General features: G+C 35.3%; 20 protein-coding genes. 6 read left to right on the top strand and 14 right to left on the bottom strand.

Annotated features, from left to right (window positions below; genetic code table 11):
- Position 1: 1 nt before the first annotated feature.
- The gene (locus AC57AW_RS13405) at positions 2-487 is read right to left on the bottom strand and encodes a hypothetical protein (RefSeq protein ID WP_496352282.1); all 486 of its coding nucleotides are present in this window, start codon (positions 485-487) and stop codon (positions 2-4) included.
- Between the two features lie 525 nt (positions 488-1,012).
- On the bottom strand, positions 1,013-2,497 hold the full coding sequence (locus AC57AW_RS13400) for a hypothetical protein (RefSeq protein WP_496352281.1): 1,485 nt from the start codon (positions 2,495-2,497) through the stop codon (positions 1,013-1,015).
- Between the two features lie 404 nt (positions 2,498-2,901).
- On the opposite strand from AC57AW_RS13400, the gene AC57AW_RS13395 reads away from it, so the two are divergent.
- The 6 genes from AC57AW_RS13395 (at position 2,902) to AC57AW_RS13370 (ending at position 8,492) form a co-directional block, all read left to right on the top strand.
- Entirely contained in the window at positions 2,902-3,462 is a 561-nt protein-coding gene (locus AC57AW_RS13395) for a hypothetical protein (RefSeq protein ID WP_496352280.1), read from the top strand.
- Between the two features lie 181 nt (positions 3,463-3,643).
- Complete coding sequence (gene rpmI, locus AC57AW_RS13390) at positions 3,644-3,841, top strand: 50S ribosomal protein L35 (protein WP_002979658.1); 198 nt, start codon at positions 3,644-3,646, stop codon at positions 3,839-3,841.
- 119 nt (positions 3,842-3,960) lie between these two features.
- A complete protein-coding gene (gene rplT / locus AC57AW_RS13385; protein WP_034694451.1) occupies positions 3,961-4,305 on the top strand; it encodes a 50S ribosomal protein L20 in 345 nt (114 codons plus the stop codon).
- 381 nt (positions 4,306-4,686) lie between these two features.
- On the top strand, positions 4,687-5,868 hold the full coding sequence (locus AC57AW_RS13380) for a M28 family peptidase (protein WP_496352279.1): 1,182 nt from the start codon (positions 4,687-4,689) through the stop codon (positions 5,866-5,868).
- 63 nt (positions 5,869-5,931) lie between these two features.
- Positions 5,932-7,107, top strand: a complete 1,176-nt coding sequence (locus AC57AW_RS13375) for a M28 family peptidase (RefSeq protein ID WP_496352278.1) — start codon at positions 5,932-5,934, stop codon at positions 7,105-7,107.
- 215 nt (positions 7,108-7,322) lie between these two features.
- A complete protein-coding gene (locus tag AC57AW_RS13370) occupies positions 7,323-8,492 on the top strand; it encodes a M28 family peptidase (RefSeq protein WP_496352277.1) in 1,170 nt (389 codons plus the stop codon).
- A gap of 73 nt (positions 8,493-8,565) precedes the next feature.
- Here the strand turns inward: AC57AW_RS13370 and AC57AW_RS13365 are convergent, their stop codons facing one another.
- The 12 genes from AC57AW_RS13365 to AC57AW_RS13310 form a co-directional block, all read right to left on the bottom strand.
- The gene (locus AC57AW_RS13365) at positions 8,566-8,988 is read right to left on the bottom strand and encodes a hypothetical protein (protein ID WP_496352276.1); all 423 of its coding nucleotides are present in this window, start codon (positions 8,986-8,988) and stop codon (positions 8,566-8,568) included.
- A 54-nt stretch (positions 8,989-9,042) separates the two neighbouring features.
- Complete coding sequence (gene hisIE, locus AC57AW_RS13360) at positions 9,043-9,630, bottom strand: bifunctional phosphoribosyl-AMP cyclohydrolase/phosphoribosyl-ATP diphosphatase HisIE (protein ID WP_496352275.1); 588 nt, start codon at positions 9,628-9,630, stop codon at positions 9,043-9,045.
- Positions 9,627-10,379 (bottom strand): imidazole glycerol phosphate synthase subunit HisF, encoded by a 753-nt coding sequence (gene hisF / locus AC57AW_RS13355; RefSeq protein WP_496352274.1) that lies wholly within the window; start codon positions 10,377-10,379, stop codon positions 9,627-9,629. The genes hisIE and hisF overlap by 4 nt, the downstream gene beginning before the upstream one ends.
- On the bottom strand, positions 10,372-11,094 hold the full coding sequence (gene hisA / locus AC57AW_RS13350; RefSeq protein WP_496352273.1) for a 1-(5-phosphoribosyl)-5-[(5-phosphoribosylamino)methylideneamino]imidazole-4-carboxamide isomerase: 723 nt from the start codon (positions 11,092-11,094) through the stop codon (positions 10,372-10,374). The genes hisF and hisA overlap by 8 nt, the downstream gene beginning before the upstream one ends.
- Positions 11,095-11,096: 2 nt before the next feature.
- Positions 11,097-11,675 (bottom strand): imidazole glycerol phosphate synthase subunit HisH, encoded by a 579-nt coding sequence (gene hisH, locus AC57AW_RS13345; protein ID WP_496352272.1) that lies wholly within the window; start codon positions 11,673-11,675, stop codon positions 11,097-11,099.
- A 2-nt stretch (positions 11,676-11,677) separates the two neighbouring features.
- A complete protein-coding gene (gene hisB / locus AC57AW_RS13340; RefSeq protein ID WP_496352270.1) occupies positions 11,678-12,772 on the bottom strand; it encodes a bifunctional histidinol-phosphatase/imidazoleglycerol-phosphate dehydratase HisB in 1,095 nt (364 codons plus the stop codon).
- 2 nt (positions 12,773-12,774) lie between these two features.
- Positions 12,775-13,815 carry a histidinol-phosphate transaminase gene (gene hisC / locus AC57AW_RS13335; protein WP_496352269.1) on the bottom strand — a complete coding sequence of 347 codons (1,041 nt, stop codon included), beginning with the start codon at positions 13,813-13,815 and terminating at the stop codon, positions 12,775-12,777.
- Between the two features lie 353 nt (positions 13,816-14,168).
- On the bottom strand, positions 14,169-15,443 hold the full coding sequence (hisD, locus tag AC57AW_RS13330; protein ID WP_496352268.1) for a histidinol dehydrogenase: 1,275 nt from the start codon (positions 15,441-15,443) through the stop codon (positions 14,169-14,171).
- A 244-nt stretch (positions 15,444-15,687) separates the two neighbouring features.
- Positions 15,688-16,545 carry an ATP phosphoribosyltransferase gene (hisG, locus tag AC57AW_RS13325; RefSeq protein ID WP_496352267.1) on the bottom strand — a complete coding sequence of 286 codons (858 nt, stop codon included), beginning with the start codon at positions 16,543-16,545 and terminating at the stop codon, positions 15,688-15,690.
- 248 nt (positions 16,546-16,793) lie between these two features.
- Positions 16,794-17,891 (bottom strand): glycosyltransferase family 4 protein, encoded by a 1,098-nt coding sequence (locus AC57AW_RS13320; protein WP_496352266.1) that lies wholly within the window; start codon positions 17,889-17,891, stop codon positions 16,794-16,796.
- Positions 17,888-18,664, bottom strand: coding sequence for a polysaccharide deacetylase family protein (locus AC57AW_RS13315; protein WP_496352265.1), 777 nt, complete (start codon positions 18,662-18,664; stop codon positions 17,888-17,890). The genes AC57AW_RS13320 and AC57AW_RS13315 overlap by 4 nt, the downstream gene beginning before the upstream one ends.
- A 1-nt stretch (position 18,665) precedes the next feature.
- Complete coding sequence (locus AC57AW_RS13310) at positions 18,666-19,595, bottom strand: glycosyltransferase family 2 protein (protein WP_496352264.1); 930 nt, start codon at positions 19,593-19,595, stop codon at positions 18,666-18,668.
- Positions 19,596-19,600: the final 5 nt, after the last annotated feature.

Genomic DNA, 19,600 nt, shown 5'->3' with positions numbered 1-19,600 from the left:
TCTATTTTCTTATAAATTGTAACTGCTTTCCTTTTTCTACAATATCAAAAGTAATCTCTTTTGCTGGCCTGAAAACTTGTGTGGGAGCCTCGCAGGTTCCTGATTTACGAATACTGTCAACTTCCATTTCTATTTGATTGGCCTGTACAAAATAATATCTGCCATATATTTTTGTAAAACAGTCATTTCCACATTGCCAGCTGTCAAAACTTTCAAATCTTTCTTCATCTGCAAAGTTGACTGCATGAAAATTGAGAATTAATGTAGAATCCACCCTCTTTGACAGCTCATAGGTTGTATCACCATCCGGAGCAATAAGTCCGCCACTATCAATAATCCAATGGGTATTTTTCAATTCATTCGGAAAATTCGTTTTTTTTCTCCCTGGATTCTTGCAGCTGGTGAATAGTATCAAAATGATGCTCAGCAATATTACTTTTACAGCTTCTTCTTCACTCAATTTTATTTGGCTAGTGTTTTTACCCATACTTTTTTAGTGTTTGTTCGAAATAAGAATTTATCTTTTAATTGGGTGTGAAAAAGAAAGCTATAAAAGTTATAAAAATATTTATATAAGTAAATGCGAAAATGGCTTTAAAATCACGAGGTTTTTCACCAAATTATTTTAATATTTTCCCGGATTAAAGGTAACAAAAGGGGTTGCATGAAAATATCCCTGATAATAGGGGTTTTTCGTTTATCTATTTTTTAGAATCTATTCCATCACATCTTTTAAGGCCTATAGATTTCAGCCTGTTCAAATAATATCATATAACAATAGAATGCGGTTAAAACGACTCCAATAAGTCCTGAAATAAGAAATCCGAAAATATAATAACGTCCTGTTTTATTTTTCTTTCGTATAGAATTTATAATAAAAATGATGAGCGTGCATAAAAATCCTGTTCCGAAAAATAGAATCAAAACAGCAAGAAATAACATTCTTTCCAGGTGTAAATCTGCAGATAAAAGCATAGTATAATTAGTTTAGAATGAGTCTCAGAAGATTAAATTATTGTTCTTTGTATTCTTTTCCGGAGTAAATATCAATATAGTAATAGGTGTTTTCTCCGGAACTACGTTTAATACTTACCAGACCGTCAGAATTAATGGAATTATACGTTTTTGATCCAATATCCCTTTTATTCTCATTGTCATAAAGTGTATATAAGCCGTCTTTTTCTTTTTGAAGCGCATAGATCTGTTTATCCGTGTCCAAAACCAAAATATCATTGTATTCAGGTTTGATTTCCCAGATATTTTTGCTTCTGTTCCACAGACCTTTTGTCCTCAGTTGTTTTTCATCTTCAATGGGAATAAGATATAAATTGTTCATGCTGTGATAAGAATTTATTTTCCCGAATTTCCAGGTTTTATCAATGAACTGATCGGGTAAAATCATTTTTCTATCCGGCCATACAAGGTTTCCAACCTGATCCAGCACTTTAAAATTATAGGTACCAATAGAATCTGTGACGTTTCCTTTGGTATCAATATAAAGCCAATCGTATGCCCAGATATCATGATCATAATTAAAAACACCCAGCAGAAAATAAGGCGAATTGGTAATAGAATACACTAAAGATGTTTTCTTTATGAAATCAATCTCCGAAGCGGTTGCTTTTGTAATTTCTTTCGGAAAGACCTTTTCATACTGTGGAAAAGGATAAATATCCTGGGTTTTGCTGTCTGCTAAAAGCTTGGGAACTTCCGGATCATACCGTTCTTTATTAACCTCTTTCAGCATTATCATTTCCTTCCCAAACTGAATTGAAAGTGTTTCTGTACCTTTTAATTCTTTGTGAAGTGCCTTTTTTTGATCCAATCCATATATCGAAAAACTTGCATTGGAACCTTTGATAAAGCGTTTATTTTCCAATAATTCAGTAATTCCATTTTCAATTTTATTTAAATGACCTTTTTTGATTTCGTAAATGTTTCCATTCCAAAAGAGATGTTTTTCATCTATAGAAACAAAATTCAGATAATAATTTTCTTCCAGGTAAGGAATGTCTTCATTGAGTAAGATTTGTTGGGTTTCTACAACGCCAATCTCAATTTTATGGTAAGTCTGTTCTTTTTTAATACCACTTCCCATGATATTCCAATCCCATTTCCAGACAGGCATTTTCTTCTCGTATTCAATGTCTTTTTTATAAAATGTAAGTCCGCCGACAACATTTAAACCTATTGCGCTGGCTGAAAAATCTAAAACGATCTTTCCCTTTTCATCAATGACAGCATATTCATTTTTTTCATTTTCAACAACCGCAAAACCTGTAGGAGTAAATAGAGATGCGTTTCTGAATTTTTGTTTGCTGACAGGTTGTAAACTTATCTTATTTACATAAATAAAATCATTCTGCTTCGTTAAAAACGGAACACTACTGATGCTTTTTGTTTTTGATGGAACCAACGGGAAATTATCTTTTTTTTCCTGGGTACATGCCGTAACTGAAGTCAGCATAAAAAGGATACTGCATACTATTGTTTTCATACATCGAAATTTTATTCATCGTATTCATCAATATTAGAGAGAATAAAAAAACACTGCAATCCCGATTATCAGCTATATTTAAAACAGATAGAACCTTGCAAAGGCTAATCAATACTTATTTATCAGCAAATTTCAACACCGCTAAAATTTATATACCTCTGTACTTTAAAGTATTAATTAAATATTATTATCTGTTCCCATTTTTTCAATCATAATTACATACCCCTATTATATTGTAAAAGCACCATTTATTTTGTTGTGAGTATTTTACACATAAACACTAAATAGTGTGTTAAAAAAAACAGAAAATACCTACTAATAAACATTTTAATAAAATAATAAATTCTTTACAATGTGAATTATATTAATAAATTATTATATTTGCCTTGTTAAAAAAATAACCAATGAAATTAAAATTAATGACTTTTTTAAGTCTTTCGATGCTATTGGCATCTTGTGCTCAGGATGAGACTCGCGATGATACAACGCCAACTGAAAAGCAAGCTGCTGTAAACGGAAACAATACTTCACGCCTTGGGCTTACACAAGTTACTCTTGTAAAGGAAGTATACCATTCTTCGATATTAAATGCGGGAGAAGCAATCACATTAGAGAGTAATGGCAGTACATATCAGCTAATCATGCAGTATGATCATAATCTTGTTTTATATAGAACAGTAGCTGGTCATACATCTTTTCTATGGAAATCAGATAGCTACAGAAACAATCTGAGTACCCCTTCTGCGCTTGTTGCACAAAACGATGGAAATATGGTCATTTATAACAATGGAATTCCTCTTTGGAATACGAACAAAACCGTTAATTTTTATGTAAATGATCCCCATATGAAGCTTCAGCTTTTTTCAAGAACCGGAGCAGCTATTCCTTCAGGATTTAGAATGAAGTTTGTTCTGGGAGGAAATAATCAAAATCTTAATGATGTCTTTCAGGTAGATTTTAACTAGAAAATTAGATTTATCATATTACCGTCTCTTTTCAGAGGTGGTTTTTTACATCAATACGATAAAATCATAGATTATAAAAGGTCGAATTGATTTTTTTTGTATCTTTGCACACTATTATTCCTAATGTCTTTAGGAGTAACCAAAACAGATATTGATAACAAAACAATAAAAAAGCAGAACAATGCCAAAATTAAAAACGAAATCAGGTGCTAAGAAACGTTTTGCTCTTACCGGATCTGGTAAGATCAAAAGAAAAAACGCTTACAAAAGTCACATCTTAACTAAGAAAGAAACTAAGCAGAAGAGAAATCTTACTACTACTTCTTACGTAGCTAAAGTGGACGAGAAAAGTGTTCAACGTCAATTAGCAATTAAGTAGTTTTTATAAATCTATATTCGGTTTATAAGAATTCAAAACAAATTCAACATTTTAACCCTGAAACGGTGCAAATAAGAGTAACATCAGTTGCCGCCCTTTTCAAAAAAACAATTTAAATTATGCCAAGATCAGTAAATGCCGTAGCTTCAAGAGCTCGCAGAAAGAAAATTTTTAAGCAAGCTAAAGGTTTTTTCGGTAGAAGAAAGAACGTTTGGACTGTAGCTAAAAACGCGGTAGAAAAAGCAATGCAATATGCTTACCGTGGTAGAAAAGAGAAAAAGAGAAACTTCAGAGCACTTTGGATCACTCGTATCAACGCGGGAACTAGAGAGCACGGAATGTCTTACTCTCAATTTATGGGAGCTCTTAAAAAGAACAACATCGAACTTAACAGAAAAGTTTTAGCTGATTTAGCAATGAATCACCCTGAAGCTTTCAAAGCTGTTGTAGATCAAGTAAAATAATGTAGAATAGATTTTGTTATCAATATAAGTCCCGGGTTTTCCCGGGATTTTTTTTGTTTTATACTTTTTAATCTCGTGTGTTTTCAATTCAAAATTCAGTTTCAGCCCCTACTAATTTTAGTTTCATTTGATATATCCTTAGTGACTTCTGCGGGGGTAGATCATTAAACACTAAATATTTAACATAAAATAATGAAAATAATAGAAAAATATAAACAAATACAATCTATTAAATGAACACCAGCCTAGTATAATAATAAAGCGCATAAAAAGATATATTATTATTGAAAAAACAAACAATTTGATTAAAACAGACCTAATTATTAACAATAAATAATGATTTATTGCTATATTTACAATCTATAAAAAGAAAGTATCAAAATGAAAAAAGCTGCAGTTTTTTTGCTGACTTCCATTGCACTCCAAAATATAGGTGCACAGAGTTTTATTCAGGCTTATAAAAACCGGGCTGATATGGTCACGCAAGCCAATATCAGTACCAATCTTCAGGAATTTGCCGGGTTTGGAATAAAAAAAACAGGGACAACAGCTAATAATAATGCACTGGACTGGCTTAAAAACAAATATCTGTCTTATGGATATACTGCCAGTGACTTTTCTGAAGATGCTTTCACCTACGGAGGTAATTCGTCAAAAAACCTGATCATCACCAAAACCGGAACTTTATATCCCAACAAATATGTTATTATCTGCGGGCATTACGATACTATTGTAGGGCCTGGGGTGAGTGATAATGGCAGCGGAACTTCAATCATACTTGAAGCAGCAAGAATTCTGAAAGATATTCCTACAGAATATTCTATCAAGTTTATTCATTTCTCCGGAGAAGAACAAGGCTTGGTAGGAAGTAACCATTATGTAAACAATGTAGCTTACCAGGGAGGTACAAAGGTTCTGGATATAAAACTTATTTTAAATATTGACCAGGTAGGTGGACTTATAGGAAATAATAACAACACCATTACCTGCGAAAGGGATACAGGCGGAATGTCAGCAAATAATACAGCCTCCAATACTATGACCCAGGAACTGATGACCTGTACCAGCCTCTACTCTCCTCTTCAGACCAATCTTTCTTATGCTTACAGCTCAGATTATATGCCTTTTGAAGCTAAAGGATATACGATTACAGGATTCTATGAATATCTGAGAAGTGAAAACGAGCATACAGTAAGTGATACTTTTGCCAATCTGGATCCTGTATATGTTTTCAATGTAGGAAAAGCGGCTGTAGGAGCGCTGCAGCATTTTGCCGTTGCCACTACATCGAATAATCTTTTGAGTACCCACGAGAACACAGCACAGAAGTCAGCAGAAGAAATAAGAATTTATCCTAATCCTGCTAAAGATCTTATTACAGTGGAATTTCAACAAAAAGTAACACAATTCAAAGTTGAGATTAATGACATGGTAGGAAATATAGTTTTAAATGTTGAAAACGAAGAAAAAATAAACACATCTGGTCTTAAAAACGGAGTTTATATGGTTACCATTAAGACCGATAAGGGAAATACCACAAAGAAAATAATCATTAATAAATAATGTCAGGGTTGAATACTGATAAGGGTCAACTGTTATCAGTATTTCATGCATTACCATCATAAAATGAAGAAAATCACTACTTTTTTACTGGCTTCCATTGCCATGCAAAGTCTTGGAGCTCAAAGTTTCATTCAGGCTTATCAGGACAGAGCGAATATGGTAACTCAGACCAATATTACCACTTACCTTCAGGAGTTTGCTAATTTAGGAGTAAAAAAAACAGGGACAGCAGCAAACAACAATGCTCTTGAGTGGCTTAAAACCAAATATCTTTCCTATGGATATACTGTCAGTCAGATGGCAGAAGATCCTTTTACTTCAGGAAGTTATAATTCTAAAAATCTGGTTATTACAAAGACTGGAACAGTGTATCCTAATAAATATGTCATCATCTGCGGACATTTCGACAGCATTACCGGCTTGGGAATCAATGATAACGGAAGCGGAACTTCTATTATTCTTGAAGCAGCCAGAATTCTGAAAGATGTACCAACGGAATATTCTATAAAATTTATTCATTTTTCCGGAGAAGAACAAGGACTTCTGGGAAGCACTCATTATGCCAATACAGTAGCATATCAGGGAAGCAACCGTGTTTTGGATATAAAACTGGTCTTTAACCTGGATCAGGTGGGCGGTGTGATGGGAAATAATAACAATACGGTTTACTGTGACCAGGATCTTGGAGGACTTACCTCCAATAATGCAGCTTCTGCAACGGTAACCCAGGAACTGAGAAATTGCACAGCGCTTTATTCTCCTCTTCTGACAGCTGTAGATCCTGCTGAAGACACAGATTACATTCCTTTTGAGCAGAAAGGCGAAGTGATCACAGGTTTTTTTGAAAGAATCAGAAGTACATACCCGCATACGGTAAATGACACTTTTGCCAATACGGATCCCGTTTACATTTATAATATAGGAAAAGCATCCGTGGGGGCACTTCAGCATTTTGCTGTTGCTACAGGAACACTGGGAACCCATGAAGCTGTCACAAAAAATACATTAGAAACTGTAAAAATCTATCCAAATCCAGTAAAGGATGTTATCAATATTGAACTTCCTCATTCGGGAATTAAGAATTTTACTTTTGAAATTACTGATTTCCAGGGAAGATCTATTTTCAAAAGAACCAATGAAACAAAAATCAATGCTTCGGGATTGGAAAATGGTGCTTATCTTGGAATTTTAAAAGTCGGAGATCAGACTGTAGTAAGAAAAGTGATGATTGAAAGATAGTTCGCATTACATATCATTAAATTATAAAACCTTTGAAGCTGTTCAAAGGTTTTTACTTTTCTTGCAACAACCCATATTAAAACATTTGCAACATATTCACGCCTTTCTGTGCGAAATCTATTGATAACATAGTAAAATTTTAATTTTATTTTAAAACATTAAACACTTTGTTGTGATTTATTTACTACATTCGTGTTACCAAAATAATATCATATATGAAAAAATTTACAACAGTTTTATGCACTGCATTAATGATGCAGAGTATAGGGGCTCAAAGTTTTATCCAGGCTTATAAAGACAGAGCGGATATGGTTACCCAGGCAAATATCACAGCCAATCTTCAGGATTTCGGCAATCTGGGAGTTAAAACTACGGGCTCACAGGCTAATGTCAATACGATGAACTGGATAAAAAACAAATATCTTGCTTACGGCTATACTGCCAGCCAGATTGAAGAAAGTCCTTTTACTTTCGGGAGCACCAGTTCAAAAAATTTAATTATCACCAAAACAGGAACACTTTACCCCAACAAATATGTTATTATTTGCGGGCATTTTGACACTATTTATGGCCCTGGAGTGAATGATAACGGAAGCGGAACGTCTATTATTCTTGAAGCCGCAAGGATTCTGAAAAATGTTCCCACTGAGTATTCTATAAAGTTCATTCACTTCTCTGGGGAAGAACAGGGATTGAAAGGAAGCAGTCACTATGTAAATAATGTTGTGTATCAAGGTGGTGTTCGCAAATTAGATATAAAGCTGGTCTTTAACCTTGATCAGGTAGGCGGTGTTAAGGGGAACAACAATAATACGGTGTACTGTGACGAAGATCAGGGAGGTCTTTCCAGCAATAATGCAGCTTCTGCAGCAGTAACTCAACAGCTGAGAAATTGTACAGCACTCTATTCTCCTCTTCAAACTGCTGTAGATCCGGCTGAAGATACCGATTATATTCCTTTTGAGCAGAAAGGTGAAGTGATTACGGGCTTTTTTGAAAGAATCAGAAGCAGTTATCCTCACAGCTCTAAGGACACTTTTACCAATATGGACCCTGTCTATGTATATAAGATTGGAAAGGCTACTGTAGGTGCCTTACAGCACTTTGCAACCGCTTCTACCACTATGAGCAAACCAGCACCTAAAAACGCTTTAGAAACAGCAAAAATCTATCCTAACCCTGCCAGTAATATTCTCAACATTGAATTACCGGATGCTAAAGAAAGTAATTTTAGTTTTGAACTCAGCAATGCTATGGGAAGATCAATGCTGAAAGTAAACAATGAAAGAAAAGTTGATGTGTCAGCCCTTCAAAACGGAGTGTATATTGGAGTTTTAAAAGTAGGAGATCAAACTCTTGTTAAGAATATCATGATTGAAAGATAAATATCTTCAGATCCAGAATAAAAAACAGCAGGAGGAATCTCCTGCTGTTTTTGCATTTCCCAGGTACCTCATTTTACTTTAAACAGTCATTTTGTAATGCTAATTCTTTAATTTTGGAAATTATATCTTTATCATTAATATATCCATCTTTGATATCTGTCAATAATTCTTCCAGTGTTACTTTATAAAGATCCGCTTCATTATTGGATAAAAAATCTATTATCTCATCAAAGGCATTATCATAATCTTTTAATTTACAATAAGATAAATATTTCATCTGAGAAGCCATTTCATTTTTAGGATCTTTCTGCAATAATTTATCAGCAATTTCAATTGCCCAATCATATTCCTCTAAATTAAACCAACAATTTGACATGAATAGCAACCTGTAGTTTTCAGACTTTGAGGATAAGCCATTTAATGTCTCTAAAATAGTAAGTGATGGAATGTATTGCCCACTATCCATCAAATCTTTAGCTTTTTGTAGTGGAGTCATGAGTTAAAAGATTAGCCTATTTTTTAAATTAAAAAACATTTATTTTCAAAGACTTCATTTATTCCTGTCCTGAAGAATCTTCTCTATCTCTTCCAATGAAAAACCTTTTGCTTTCAATAAAATCAGGAAGTGATACAGAAGATCTGCAGCTTCATTTTTAAAAAGTTCTTCGTTATTGTCTTTTGCTTCTATTACAAGTTCTACAGCTTCCTCTCCTACTTTTTGAGCCATTTTATTGATTCCTCTCTGATAGAGTGAGTACGTATAAGAGTCTTCAGCTTTAGCATCTATTCTCTGAGATACTTTCTCTTCCAGCTCATATAGGAATCCTTTAGTATTTTTTTCTCCGAAACAGCTGAAACTTCCTGTGTGGCAAACCACGTTCTTAGGAACAGCTTTAATTAATATGGTATCCTGATCACAATCGATATCAATACTTTTTACGGTCAAAAAATTACCTGATTCTTCTCCTTTTGTCCAAAGTCTGTTTTTAGAACGGCTGAAAAAAGTAACAATCCCTTCCGTTTTTGTTTTTTCAAAAGCTTCTTCATTCATGTAGCCCAGCATCAGCACCTGCAGTGTTCTGTTGTCCTGAATTATTACAGGAACAAGGCCGTTATCTTTATTAAAATCTATTTTCATCGCACTTCAATTTTTTGAGTTTTTAATTGTTGTTTCAAATCCTGAATTCCTATTTCATCAAAATGGAAAATACTGGCTGCCAAAGCTCCTGTAGCTTTCGTTTCATTGAATACTTGAACAAAGTCATTTACAGTACCAGCGCCGCCTGAAGCAATCACCGGAATACTGATCGTTTCTGAAACAAGCTTTGTGATTCTGAGATCAAAACCATTTTTAGTCCCATCACCATCCATAGAAGTTAACAGAATTTCTCCTGCTCCCAAGCGTGCTGCTTCCTGTGCCCATTCCACAGTATTAAGCTCTGTTGCTTCTCTTCCTCCTTTGATATGAACGAGATCAATATCTCCAACCTGTCTTGTATCAATTGCAACTACGACACACTGGCTCCCAAACTCTTTAGCCAAATCAGAAATAAGCTTAGGATTTCTTACCGCTGAAGAATTGATACTGATCTTATCAGCACCCGCTTCCAAAAGCTTCCTAACATCTTCTACAGATGAAATGCCTCCTCCTACCGTAAAGGGAATACTAAGTTCTTTCGCAATATCTTTTACCAGTTCTACAAATGTTTTTCTATCCTCAATGGTAGCGGTAATATCCAGGAAAACAAGTTCATCAGCGCCTTCCTGCTCATATTTTTTAGCGAGTTCTACCGGATCTCCTGCATTTTTAAGGTCTTCAAAATTGACGCCTTTCACTGTAGATCCATCTTTTATATCCAGACATGGAATAATTCTTTTCTTAAGCATTTTCAATAAAGTTTTGAAGTTGTTGCAGGCTTATTTTGCCCTCATAAATTGCTTTTCCGATAATTGTCCCGGCACAACCAATATCTTTCATTTTATACACATCAGCAATGCCTGAAATGCCGCCGCTTGCTACGAGCTGAACAGAAGTTTTATATAAAATCTCAATATACAGCCCTGTAGATGGTCCTTCCAGCATTCCGTCTTTTGAAATATCGGTACATATCGTGGTCTGCATACCTTTTTCCTGATATTGAAGAATAAAATCAACAATGTCATGATTACTTTCTTCCAGCCAGCCAGATGTTTTAATCTTCCGGTTTTCACAGTCTGCCCCTAAAATGATTTTCTCAGGACCGTATTTTTGCAACATTCCGAAACAGAATTCAGGATCCTGAACAGCAATACTGCCTAAAGTGATCTGCTTTGCTCCGGAATTAAAGGCCGTTTCAATATCCTCCTGAGTTTTTAATCCTCCTCCAAAATCAATATGTAATGAAGTTGAACCAGCGATATTTTCCAACACCTTTTGATTAACAATATGTTTTGATTTTGCCCCGTCAAGATCCACTAAATGAAGATATTGAATCCCAAAGCTTTCAAACTCTTTCGCCACTTCTACAGGGTCTTCGTTGTATATTTTTTTTGTGCTGTAATCTCCTTTTGATAAACGGACACATTTCCCGTCGATAATATCAATAGCCGGAATTATTTTCATGATTATAAATTTATAAAGTTGCTAACGATCTGACTCCCCACCATTCCTGATTTTTCAGGGTGAAACTGCACGGCATAGAAATTATCTTTCTGCAAAGAAGCACTGAATGGCAGGATATAATCACAAACAGACGTTGTAAAATCTGACAGTTCACAATAATAGCTGTGAACGAAATAAACATCACTATTCACATTCATTCCTGAAAACAATGGAGAAGTCTGCCCTGACAGCGTATTCCAGCCCATATGCGGAACAATATCTATGGGTGGAAATTTTCTGACATTGATATCAAAAATTCCCATTCCTTTAGTATTTCCTTCTTCATTCCCTTTACACATCAGCTGCATTCCTAAACATATTCCTAAAACAGGCTGCGTAAGGCTAGGAATCAGAATATCAAGCTCCTTTTCCTTCAATAATTTCATGGTTGATGAAGCTTCTCCAACACCGGGAAAGATCACTTTATCAGCTTTTAAAATCTGTTCAGGATCATCGGTAATCACAGAATCAACATTCAGTCTGTTGAGGGCATTCTGAACAGAATTGACATTTCCTCCGTTGTATTTTATTATGGCAATCATATTTATAAACTTCCTTTTGTAGAAGGTAAACTGTAATTGGCATCCGATTGGTTGACAGCCATTTTAACGGCTTTTGCGAATGCTTTAAAGATGGATTCTATTTTGTGGTGCTCGTTATCTCCTTCCGCTTTGATGTTCAGATTGGATTTTGAGGCATCTGTAAATGACTTGAAGAAGTGAAAGAACATCTCCGTAGGTACATCCCCTATTTTTTCTCTTTTAAATTCAGCATCCCAAACCAGCCAGGGTCTCCCTCCGAAATCAATAGCCACCTGAGAAAGGCAGTCATCCATAGGAAGCAGGAACCCATATCTCTCAATCCCTTTTTTCTTTCCTAAAGCTTTTACAATAGCTTCTCCCAGAACAATTCCCGTATCTTCTATCGTGTGGTGCTCATCTACAGCAAGATCTCCTTTTACTTTGATTGTAAGATCCATATTCCCGTGTCTGGCAATCTGGTCAAGCATGTGATCAAAAAAGTGAAGCCCGGTTGAAATTTCTGACTTTCCATTTCCATCAATATTAACTTCAATTTCTATGTCTGTCTCATTGGTTTTTCGGGATACTTTCGCCTTTCTCATTCCTGATTTTAAGAACTGATAGATCTCCGCCCATCCTGTTGCAGACAGCTCAGATTCACCATTAAAGTCTTTATTAAGATAAATTGCTTTAGTTCCCATATTTTTAGCAAGTTGCACATCCGTACTTCGATCACCAATTACATAGGAATTTTCAAGATCATAGTTGCCATAAATATATTTGCTCAACATCCCAATCCCTGGTTTTCTGGTAGGAAGATTCTCATGCTCAAAACTTTTATCTATTAAAATATCACTAAAAATGATGCCTTCATTTTCGAACGCCTGTACCATTTTTTCCTGTGGTTTTATAAAATTTTCTTCAGGAAAACTTTCAGTTCCCAATCCGTCCTGATTGGTTACCATCACCAATTCATAATCCAGTTCATTGGCGATTTTTGATAGGTTCTGGATGACTCCGGGATAAAACTCAAGCTTCTCCAGAGAATCTACCTGAAAATCTGTAGGAGGCTCAATGATGAGTGTTCCGTCACGGTCTATAAAGAGTACTTTTTTCATTTTCAGATACTTTTTAAAAGATTAATTAATTTTTCATTCTCTTCACGGTTTCCTACATTGATTCTGATACATCCGGGAATTGCAGGATCTCTTCTGCTGGTTAAAATCTCTTCTTCAAGCATTTTTCCATATACATTGTCTACGTTTTCCATTCTGATCAGAAAGAAGTTGGCATCTGTAGAAAATACTTTTGAAATACATTCGATTTCTTTAAACTGCTCCTGCAGCCATGTTCTTTCTTCCAGAATATTTCTTACATTGTCCTGAAGCCTGTTTTCATCATCCAACGTCTTCAAAATCAGTTCCTGACTTAATACATTTACGTTATAAGGTGCTTTTACTGTATTGATCAGTCTGATAATTTCTTCGGATGCATAAGCCATTCCTACCCTTGCACCAGCAATTCCCCATGCTTTAGAAAAGGTTTGAAGTACAATTAAGTTGGAATACTGATCTAAAAACTCAATACTTGATTTTTTCCCAGAGAATTCGATATAAGCTTCATCTACCACCACAATTCCGTTGAAATTCTGAAGGTAAAATTCAATATCATCAACACTGTTTCCTGTAGGATTATTAGGAGAGCATAAAAAGAAAATTTTAAGTGATGGATCTTCTGATGCTTTTAAAAAATTATCTTTTATGATCTCAAAGTTTTCATCCAGGTCGACTTTCAAAACTTTATTCTCATTGATTGTCGCATAGAAAGCATACATCGCAAAGGACGGATTCATCATCAGAATGGCATCTTTTTTAGGCTCACAGAAGATTTTAATGATAAGGTCTATCAGCTCGTCACTTCCGTTTCCTATGGCAATCTGTGAAGGTGAAATATTTTTAAGACCTGAAAGCCTTTTTTTAAGCTTTTTCTGGGTAGAATCAGGGTAACGGTTGCATTCCCCAAAAGGGCTTTCATTAGCATCCAGCATAACGGGTGCATTAAATTCATTATGATCCCTGAAACTGATGTAGGGCTGTAATTGTAATATATTTTCCCGTACTAAAGTATTGATACTGTTATTTTTCATTGTATTACTTTTCATTTTAAAATTATTTTAAACCATTAAGATGAATTAAATTGTTAAGAATAGTGAAGAAAATATCACGTAATATTTAATAAGCTGTGAGCTGAATTCCAATCTATTGGAATCTTAACTTTACTTAAAGGCTTCTTTTTCTTAATGGTTCAATTCTTTTTTTGGATAAACGCAAAGACGCAAAGTTTTTTAATTCTTTAATTTTTTTAAGGCGCAAGAAAATCGAGGATTTTCAGCAAGAGCTGAATTTTATTTATGTTTTTATATACATTATTCAATTTTATCGGAGATAAAATCTTTGCGTCTTAAAACATGCTCCAATTATATCCTTCTTGCGTCTTTGCGTTTTCCAACAATTATTATTTTAATCTTATGGATACTGCATTTTTGTGGGCAAACAGGCCTTCTGCTTCTGCCATGAGTTCTATTGTTTTTCCTAAATTCTGAAGCCCTTCTTTTGAAAGTTGCTGGAAGGTGATTTTCTTTACAAAACTATCCAGTGAGACTCCGCTGTAATTCTTTGCATAGGCGTTGGTGGGAAGCGTGTGATTGGTTCCGCTGGCATAGTCTCCGGCGCTTTCACAGGAGTAATTTCCAAGGAAAACAGAACCTGCATTTTGAATCTCGGGAATATATTTTTCGAATTCGGCAATGGCCAGAATAAGGTGTTCAGGAGCATAAAGATTACTGAACTCAAGAGCTTCTTCCAAAGTATTCACCAAAATAAAAGAGCTATTTTCCAAAGCCTGACCTGCAAACTCATTTCTAGGCAACTCTTTGATCTGTTGTTCAACAGCACTGATTGTTTCATTAAAAACTTTAAGATCAGTCGTCATAAAAACAACCTGACTGTCACTACCGTGTTCTGCCTGTGAAAGAAGATCTGCAGCACAGAATTCAGGAATAGCCTGTTCATCTGCTATGACAAGAACTTCACTCGGCCCGGCAGGCATATCGATGGCGACTCCATAACGTTGGGCATATTCTTTAGCAGCAACCACAAACTGATTTCCCGGACCGAAAATTTTATAAACTGCAGGAATACTTTCTGTTCCTAAAGTCATAGCTGCTACAGCTTGTGCTCCTCCTGTTTTAAATATTTTTGAAACTCCGCAAAGCTTTGCAGCATATAGAATTGCAGGATTAATATTTCCGTTTTTATCCGGTGGTGTACACAGAAGAATTTCTTTACAACCTGCCAGGTTAGCAGGAACAGCAAGCATCAGCACCGTAGAAAATAATGGCGCAGTTCCTCCGGGAATATAGATTCCCACTCTTTCTACAGCACGATTCTCGCGCCAGCAAACAACTCCCTGTGTAGTTTCAATTTTTTGAACTTCCTGTTTTTGGGAAGCGTGAAACGTTGAAATATTCTCTTTTGCCTGTTGAATTGCCTGTTTCAGTTCATCTTTTATCTGCATTTCTGCCTCCAGAATTTCAACATCGGAAACTTTTATACTTTGGGTTTCTGCTTTATCAAACTTTCTGTTGAACTCTATTAAAGCTTTGTCTCCATTTTTTTCAACCTCTGTGAATATTTCTGTAATCAGACCTGAAATCTCTTTCTGCTCCAAAACAGGACGCTTTACCAGGTCTTTCCAGTTGTCTTTTGTGGGAAATCTGTATATATTCATTGTATCATTTTTAATTTTAGCAAGCTATTAAATTGTTGATTTTTAATTGTTTTTTTACGCAAAGGCGCAAAGTCTGTTTAATCCTAAGTGTATTTTAAGGCGTAAGAAAATCTAAGATTTTCAGCAAGTATGTGAATATGGCTTTGCGACTTACAACAGCATTCAATTTTATCGCAGATAAAATCTTTGCGCCTTACAACAGTCTTAATTTTTATTCTTTTACGTCTTTGCGTTGACCAACATTTTAAATAACCATTTTATCAATGGGAATAATTAAAATATCCTGCGCTCCGTTGTCTTTCAATTCATCAATCACTTCCCAGAAACGCTCTTCATCAATAACAGAATGAATACTGCTCCAGCCTTCTTCTGCCAGCGGAATAACGGTAGGACTTTTCAAAACCGGAAGAACTTCCGATACTTTCTGAATTTTTTCATTGGGAACATTCATCAGAATATATTTTGAATTTTTTGCTTTTAAAACAGATTTGATCCTGAATACAAATTTTTCCAGAATTGCTTCTTTCTCAGGTGACAACTGTGGTGTTTGGGCTAAAACAGCCTCTGACTTCAACAAAGTAACCGTTTCTCTTAATCCGTTTTTGAATAAGGTACTTCCGGAGCTTACAATATCACATATCCCATCTGCCAGACCAATATTAGGCGCTATTTCTACAGAACCTGAAATGACGTGAATATCTGAAGTGATTCCTTTTTTTTCTAAAAAGTTTTTGAGGGTATTAGGATAGGAAGTGGCAATTTTTTTACCTTGGAAATAAGAGAGTTCATCAGTTTCCACCTCTTTGGGAACAGCCAATGAAACACGGCATTTTGAAAACCCAAGTTTCTGGATCGTTCTGATATTTTTACCTTTTTCAATCAGGAGATTTTCACCCAGAATAGCAACATCTACCACTCCATCTTCCAGGTATTGTGGGATGTCTGAATTCCGAAGGTACATGATTTCCATTGGAAAGTTATCTACTGAAACTTTGAGTTGGTCTTTCCCGTTGTTGACGAAAATTCCGCAGTCTTTGAGAAGCTGTAGAGATTCTTCGTAAAGCCGGCCGCTTTTTTGGATTGCAATTTTTAATTTACTCATTTTGCCTTTTTTGAGGTCCGAGCAAATAAAAACTGATCTGTTGAGATTTCTGAAGAGAATTCAGGAAACAAAAAAACCGTCTATTTACTCAGACGGTTTTTAATTATTTTTGATTTCAGCATATACTTATATCAATCAATTCCGCCTAACAGAGATGATGATAATAATGATGTAATGCTAAAAAAACTGGTTTCATTGTATGAATTATGATGCAAATGTAAGATTTATTTTTAAAACGCAAAGTTTTTTCAGATCAATTTTTGATAAAAATTCATCAGCTGTTCTGCAATGGGTTCGTCATTAAACTTCTGAACAAACTCAAAACCCTTTTCCTCACGGCGTTTTCTCTCAGATTCATTTTCCCAGAGAAATTGTATTTTGGCGCGGATATCAAGATCGTTATCCGGATTGATATATACGGAGTCTTTCCCTCCTGCTTCAGGCAGACAGCTTGTATTGCTTGTAATCACAACGGTTTTAGAAAAAAGGGCTTCTATCACAGGAATTCCGAAGCCTTCGAAGAAACTCGGATAGATAAAAATATCTGCGAGTTTATAGATTGCTGCCAGTTCATCCATAGAAACTCCCTCCAGAAACAGCACCTGCTTTTCCATCTTATTTTTTTTAAGAAAGTTTTCTATTTTCTGGTAATATTTGGTTTTTCTTCCCACTACAACCAGTGGAATTTCCGTACTCTTGATTGCTTTTACAACATTCAAAAGGTTTTTACGGTCTTCAATGGTTCCTACATTGAGAATAAATCTTTCAGGAAGGTTATATTTTTCTTTTGCAGCCTGCATCACTTCCGGAGACTGCTGTTCTTTAAAAGCGTGGTGGCATCCCTGATAAATGACTTCAATTTTATATTCAGGAACTTTTAAATACTGGATAATATCTCTTTTGGTCTGTTCTGAAATCGCGATAATCTTATCGGCCATATCAGCTGCTTTTTTAAATTTCCAGAAGTGAATTCTCCTGTCAAAAAAAGAGTAATACTGAGGATATCTTACAAAGATCAGATCATGAATGGTAACCACTTTTTTAATAGATTTTGGATCCCATTTTAAAGGAAGTTCACCGGATAATCCATGGAAAATGTCTGCATCTTGTTTCTGGGCATCTTTACCCATTTTCAGCTGGCGTGAAAAGTTTCCTTTTGAAGTTTCAATAAACTGAACATTCGGTCGCTCCAGAATCTCTTTTCCTCTCTCCGACTTGTTTTTGTTGAGTAACAGGTATTCATTATCCGGCTCATACTCAGAAAGTATTCTTACCAGATCTCTTGAGTAATTTCCCAGTCCGGATGTATTGTGGAAAAAACGTTTTGCATCAAAAGCAATCTTCATCGTTGTATCTGTTTTTGAAATTCCTGAAATGTTCCGAATGTATGCCCTTTCTGTTTTAGCCAGCCTACAAACGAATCAAATCTTTCCACCATCTCTTTTCCTGAGTTTTTTACCGTAAATCCAGGAAGTTTAAATGCTTCATCTTTGATCTCTGCAAATTCCCATGGATGGAAATAAACATTAAGATACTTATCCTTTTTCAAGGTATCTGAAGCTAGTTTCCTGTACAAAAACAAAGGAAAGTTGTGGAAGCTTAACCAAAATAAAGGAATTCTGAAGTTAGGTGAAACAGAAGCCGGAACCTGAGTTACATTTCCTTCTTTAAAGTAAGTTCTGGATACTTTTAAATTATTATATCTTCCCGGTAAAAACGTAGGATTGATGGATGAATTGTATGAATACCCTGCCCTTTCCACTTCTTTTTCGTCTACAGGCATCATTCTCGGCATTCTTAATCCGGTTACTTTGGTAGAAAATAATTCTTCCAGTTTTTCTCTTGATTCTTTCAGATGTTTGTCTTCAAATTCTGAATGAAACCATGTGTGAGAAGCCAATTCGTGGCCTTCACTCAACAGTCTTTCAATAAGATGTCTGCTGTTTTCTGCAAAAACTACTGTAGAAAAGAAAGTAGCTTTAGCATTATGTTTTTTAAGGATGTCAAGTATTCTCTCTAATCCTGTCTGTGAAATTGAAATCTGCTTTTCAAAGGGAATTTCACCCTTATATTCTAATGGCATATCAAATTCTTCAATATCAAAACTCAATAAAACCATTCTAAAATTTTTTGTTTTTAATAATATAATTAGGTCTGTCTTTCACCTGTTTAAATATTTTACCTAAATAAATCCCCATGATTCCGAGGATAATCAACTGAAGTCCTCCAAAGAAAACAATGGTCATAATCAGTGATGCCCAACCAGAAATTTCTGTTTTTGCAATAAACGAATGAATCACATATGTTCCATACCCAATCACCGAAACGGCAGAGAACAGAAACCCCAAATACGCAGCAATATACAGTGGTTTTACACTGAAAGCCGTGATTCCTGTAAAAGCAAAAGTGAACATTTTTTTAAGGTTGTAGCTGCTTTTTCCTGAAAGTCTTTCTGCAGCAGTAAAGTCAATTCCTATCTGTTTAAAGCCCATCCAGCTCGTCAGTCCTCTGAGGAATAAGTCATCTTCATTAAAGTTTCTCATGACATCAACTGCCCTCGCATCCAGTAATCTGAAATCTGAGCCACCTCCTTTCGTCAAATTAACGTCTGAAAGACTGGATAAAAGCTTGTAAAATAAATCTGATGTTTTTCTTTTAAAGAAGGATATCTCCTTAGGATAAGTCCTGAAAGTAAAAACTACATCATAGCCTTCTTCCCATTTCTGAATCATTTCCGGAATAAGCTCCGGAGGATGCTGAAGGTCTCCGTCCATCGAAATAACTGCATTTCCCTGAGCATTGTCCATTCCTGCTTTCACTGCAGGCTGATGTCCAAAATTTCTTGAAAACTCAATGAATTTCACTTCGTCATATTGACTGGAAAGTTCTTCTAATTTTTGCTGGGTATTGTCTCTGCTGCCATCATTTACAAATATGATTTCAAAGTCGTAATTGTGTAAGCCATCAAAAACTTCTTTAATTTTCTGATGGATCATCGCGACATTTCCTTCTTCGTTATAGGCTGGAATTACAATTGAAATTTTCTTCATATTTA

Source organism: Chryseobacterium sp. BGA-UO-ETr-SB22, assembly GCF_059567885.1.
This window is presented reverse-complemented; position numbering and strand designations above follow the sequence as displayed.

Excerpts from the sequence above, each read along its gene's own strand:
- hisG (WP_496352267.1), bottom strand. The coding sequence starts at position 16,545 with ATGAGTAAATTAAAAATTGCAATCCAAAAAAGCGGCCGGCTTTACGAA.
- hisC (WP_496352269.1), bottom strand. The coding sequence starts at position 13,815 with ATGAAAAGTAATACAATGAAAAATAACAGTATCAATACTTTAGTACGG.
- rplT (WP_034694451.1), top strand. The coding sequence starts at position 3,961 with ATGCCAAGATCAGTAAATGCCGTAGCTTCAAGAGCTCGCAGAAAGAAA.
- AC57AW_RS13370 (WP_496352277.1), top strand. The coding sequence starts at position 7,323 with ATGAAAAAATTTACAACAGTTTTATGCACTGCATTAATGATGCAGAGT.
- AC57AW_RS13405 (WP_496352282.1), bottom strand. The coding sequence starts at position 487 with ATGGGTAAAAACACTAGCCAAATAAAATTGAGTGAAGAAGAAGCTGTA.
- AC57AW_RS13400 (WP_496352281.1), bottom strand. The coding sequence starts at position 2,497 with ATGAAAACAATAGTATGCAGTATCCTTTTTATGCTGACTTCAGTTACG.
- AC57AW_RS13375 (WP_496352278.1), top strand. The coding sequence starts at position 5,932 with ATGAAGAAAATCACTACTTTTTTACTGGCTTCCATTGCCATGCAAAGT.
- hisH (WP_496352272.1), bottom strand. The coding sequence starts at position 11,675 with ATGATTGCCATAATAAAATACAACGGAGGAAATGTCAATTCTGTTCAG.
- hisA (WP_496352273.1), bottom strand. The coding sequence starts at position 11,094 with ATGAAAATAATTCCGGCTATTGATATTATCGACGGGAAATGTGTCCGT.
- AC57AW_RS13395 (WP_496352280.1), top strand. The coding sequence starts at position 2,902 with ATGAAATTAAAATTAATGACTTTTTTAAGTCTTTCGATGCTATTGGCA.
- AC57AW_RS13380 (WP_496352279.1), top strand. The coding sequence starts at position 4,687 with ATGAAAAAAGCTGCAGTTTTTTTGCTGACTTCCATTGCACTCCAAAAT.
- hisF (WP_496352274.1), bottom strand. The coding sequence starts at position 10,379 with ATGCTTAAGAAAAGAATTATTCCATGTCTGGATATAAAAGATGGATCT.
- AC57AW_RS13315 (WP_496352265.1), bottom strand. The coding sequence starts at position 18,664 with ATGGTTTTATTGAGTTTTGATATTGAAGAATTTGATATGCCATTAGAA.
- hisD (WP_496352268.1), bottom strand. The coding sequence starts at position 15,443 with ATGAATATATACAGATTTCCCACAAAAGACAACTGGAAAGACCTGGTA.
- AC57AW_RS13365 (WP_496352276.1), bottom strand. The coding sequence starts at position 8,988 with ATGACTCCACTACAAAAAGCTAAAGATTTGATGGATAGTGGGCAATAC.
- AC57AW_RS13310 (WP_496352264.1), bottom strand. The coding sequence starts at position 19,595 with ATGAAGAAAATTTCAATTGTAATTCCAGCCTATAACGAAGAAGGAAAT.
- AC57AW_RS13320 (WP_496352266.1), bottom strand. The coding sequence starts at position 17,891 with ATGAAGATTGCTTTTGATGCAAAACGTTTTTTCCACAATACATCCGGA.
- rpmI (WP_002979658.1), top strand. The coding sequence starts at position 3,644 with ATGCCAAAATTAAAAACGAAATCAGGTGCTAAGAAACGTTTTGCTCTT.
- hisIE (WP_496352275.1), bottom strand. The coding sequence starts at position 9,630 with ATGAAAATAGATTTTAATAAAGATAACGGCCTTGTTCCTGTAATAATT.
- hisB (WP_496352270.1), bottom strand. The coding sequence starts at position 12,772 with ATGAAAAAAGTACTCTTTATAGACCGTGACGGAACACTCATCATTGAG.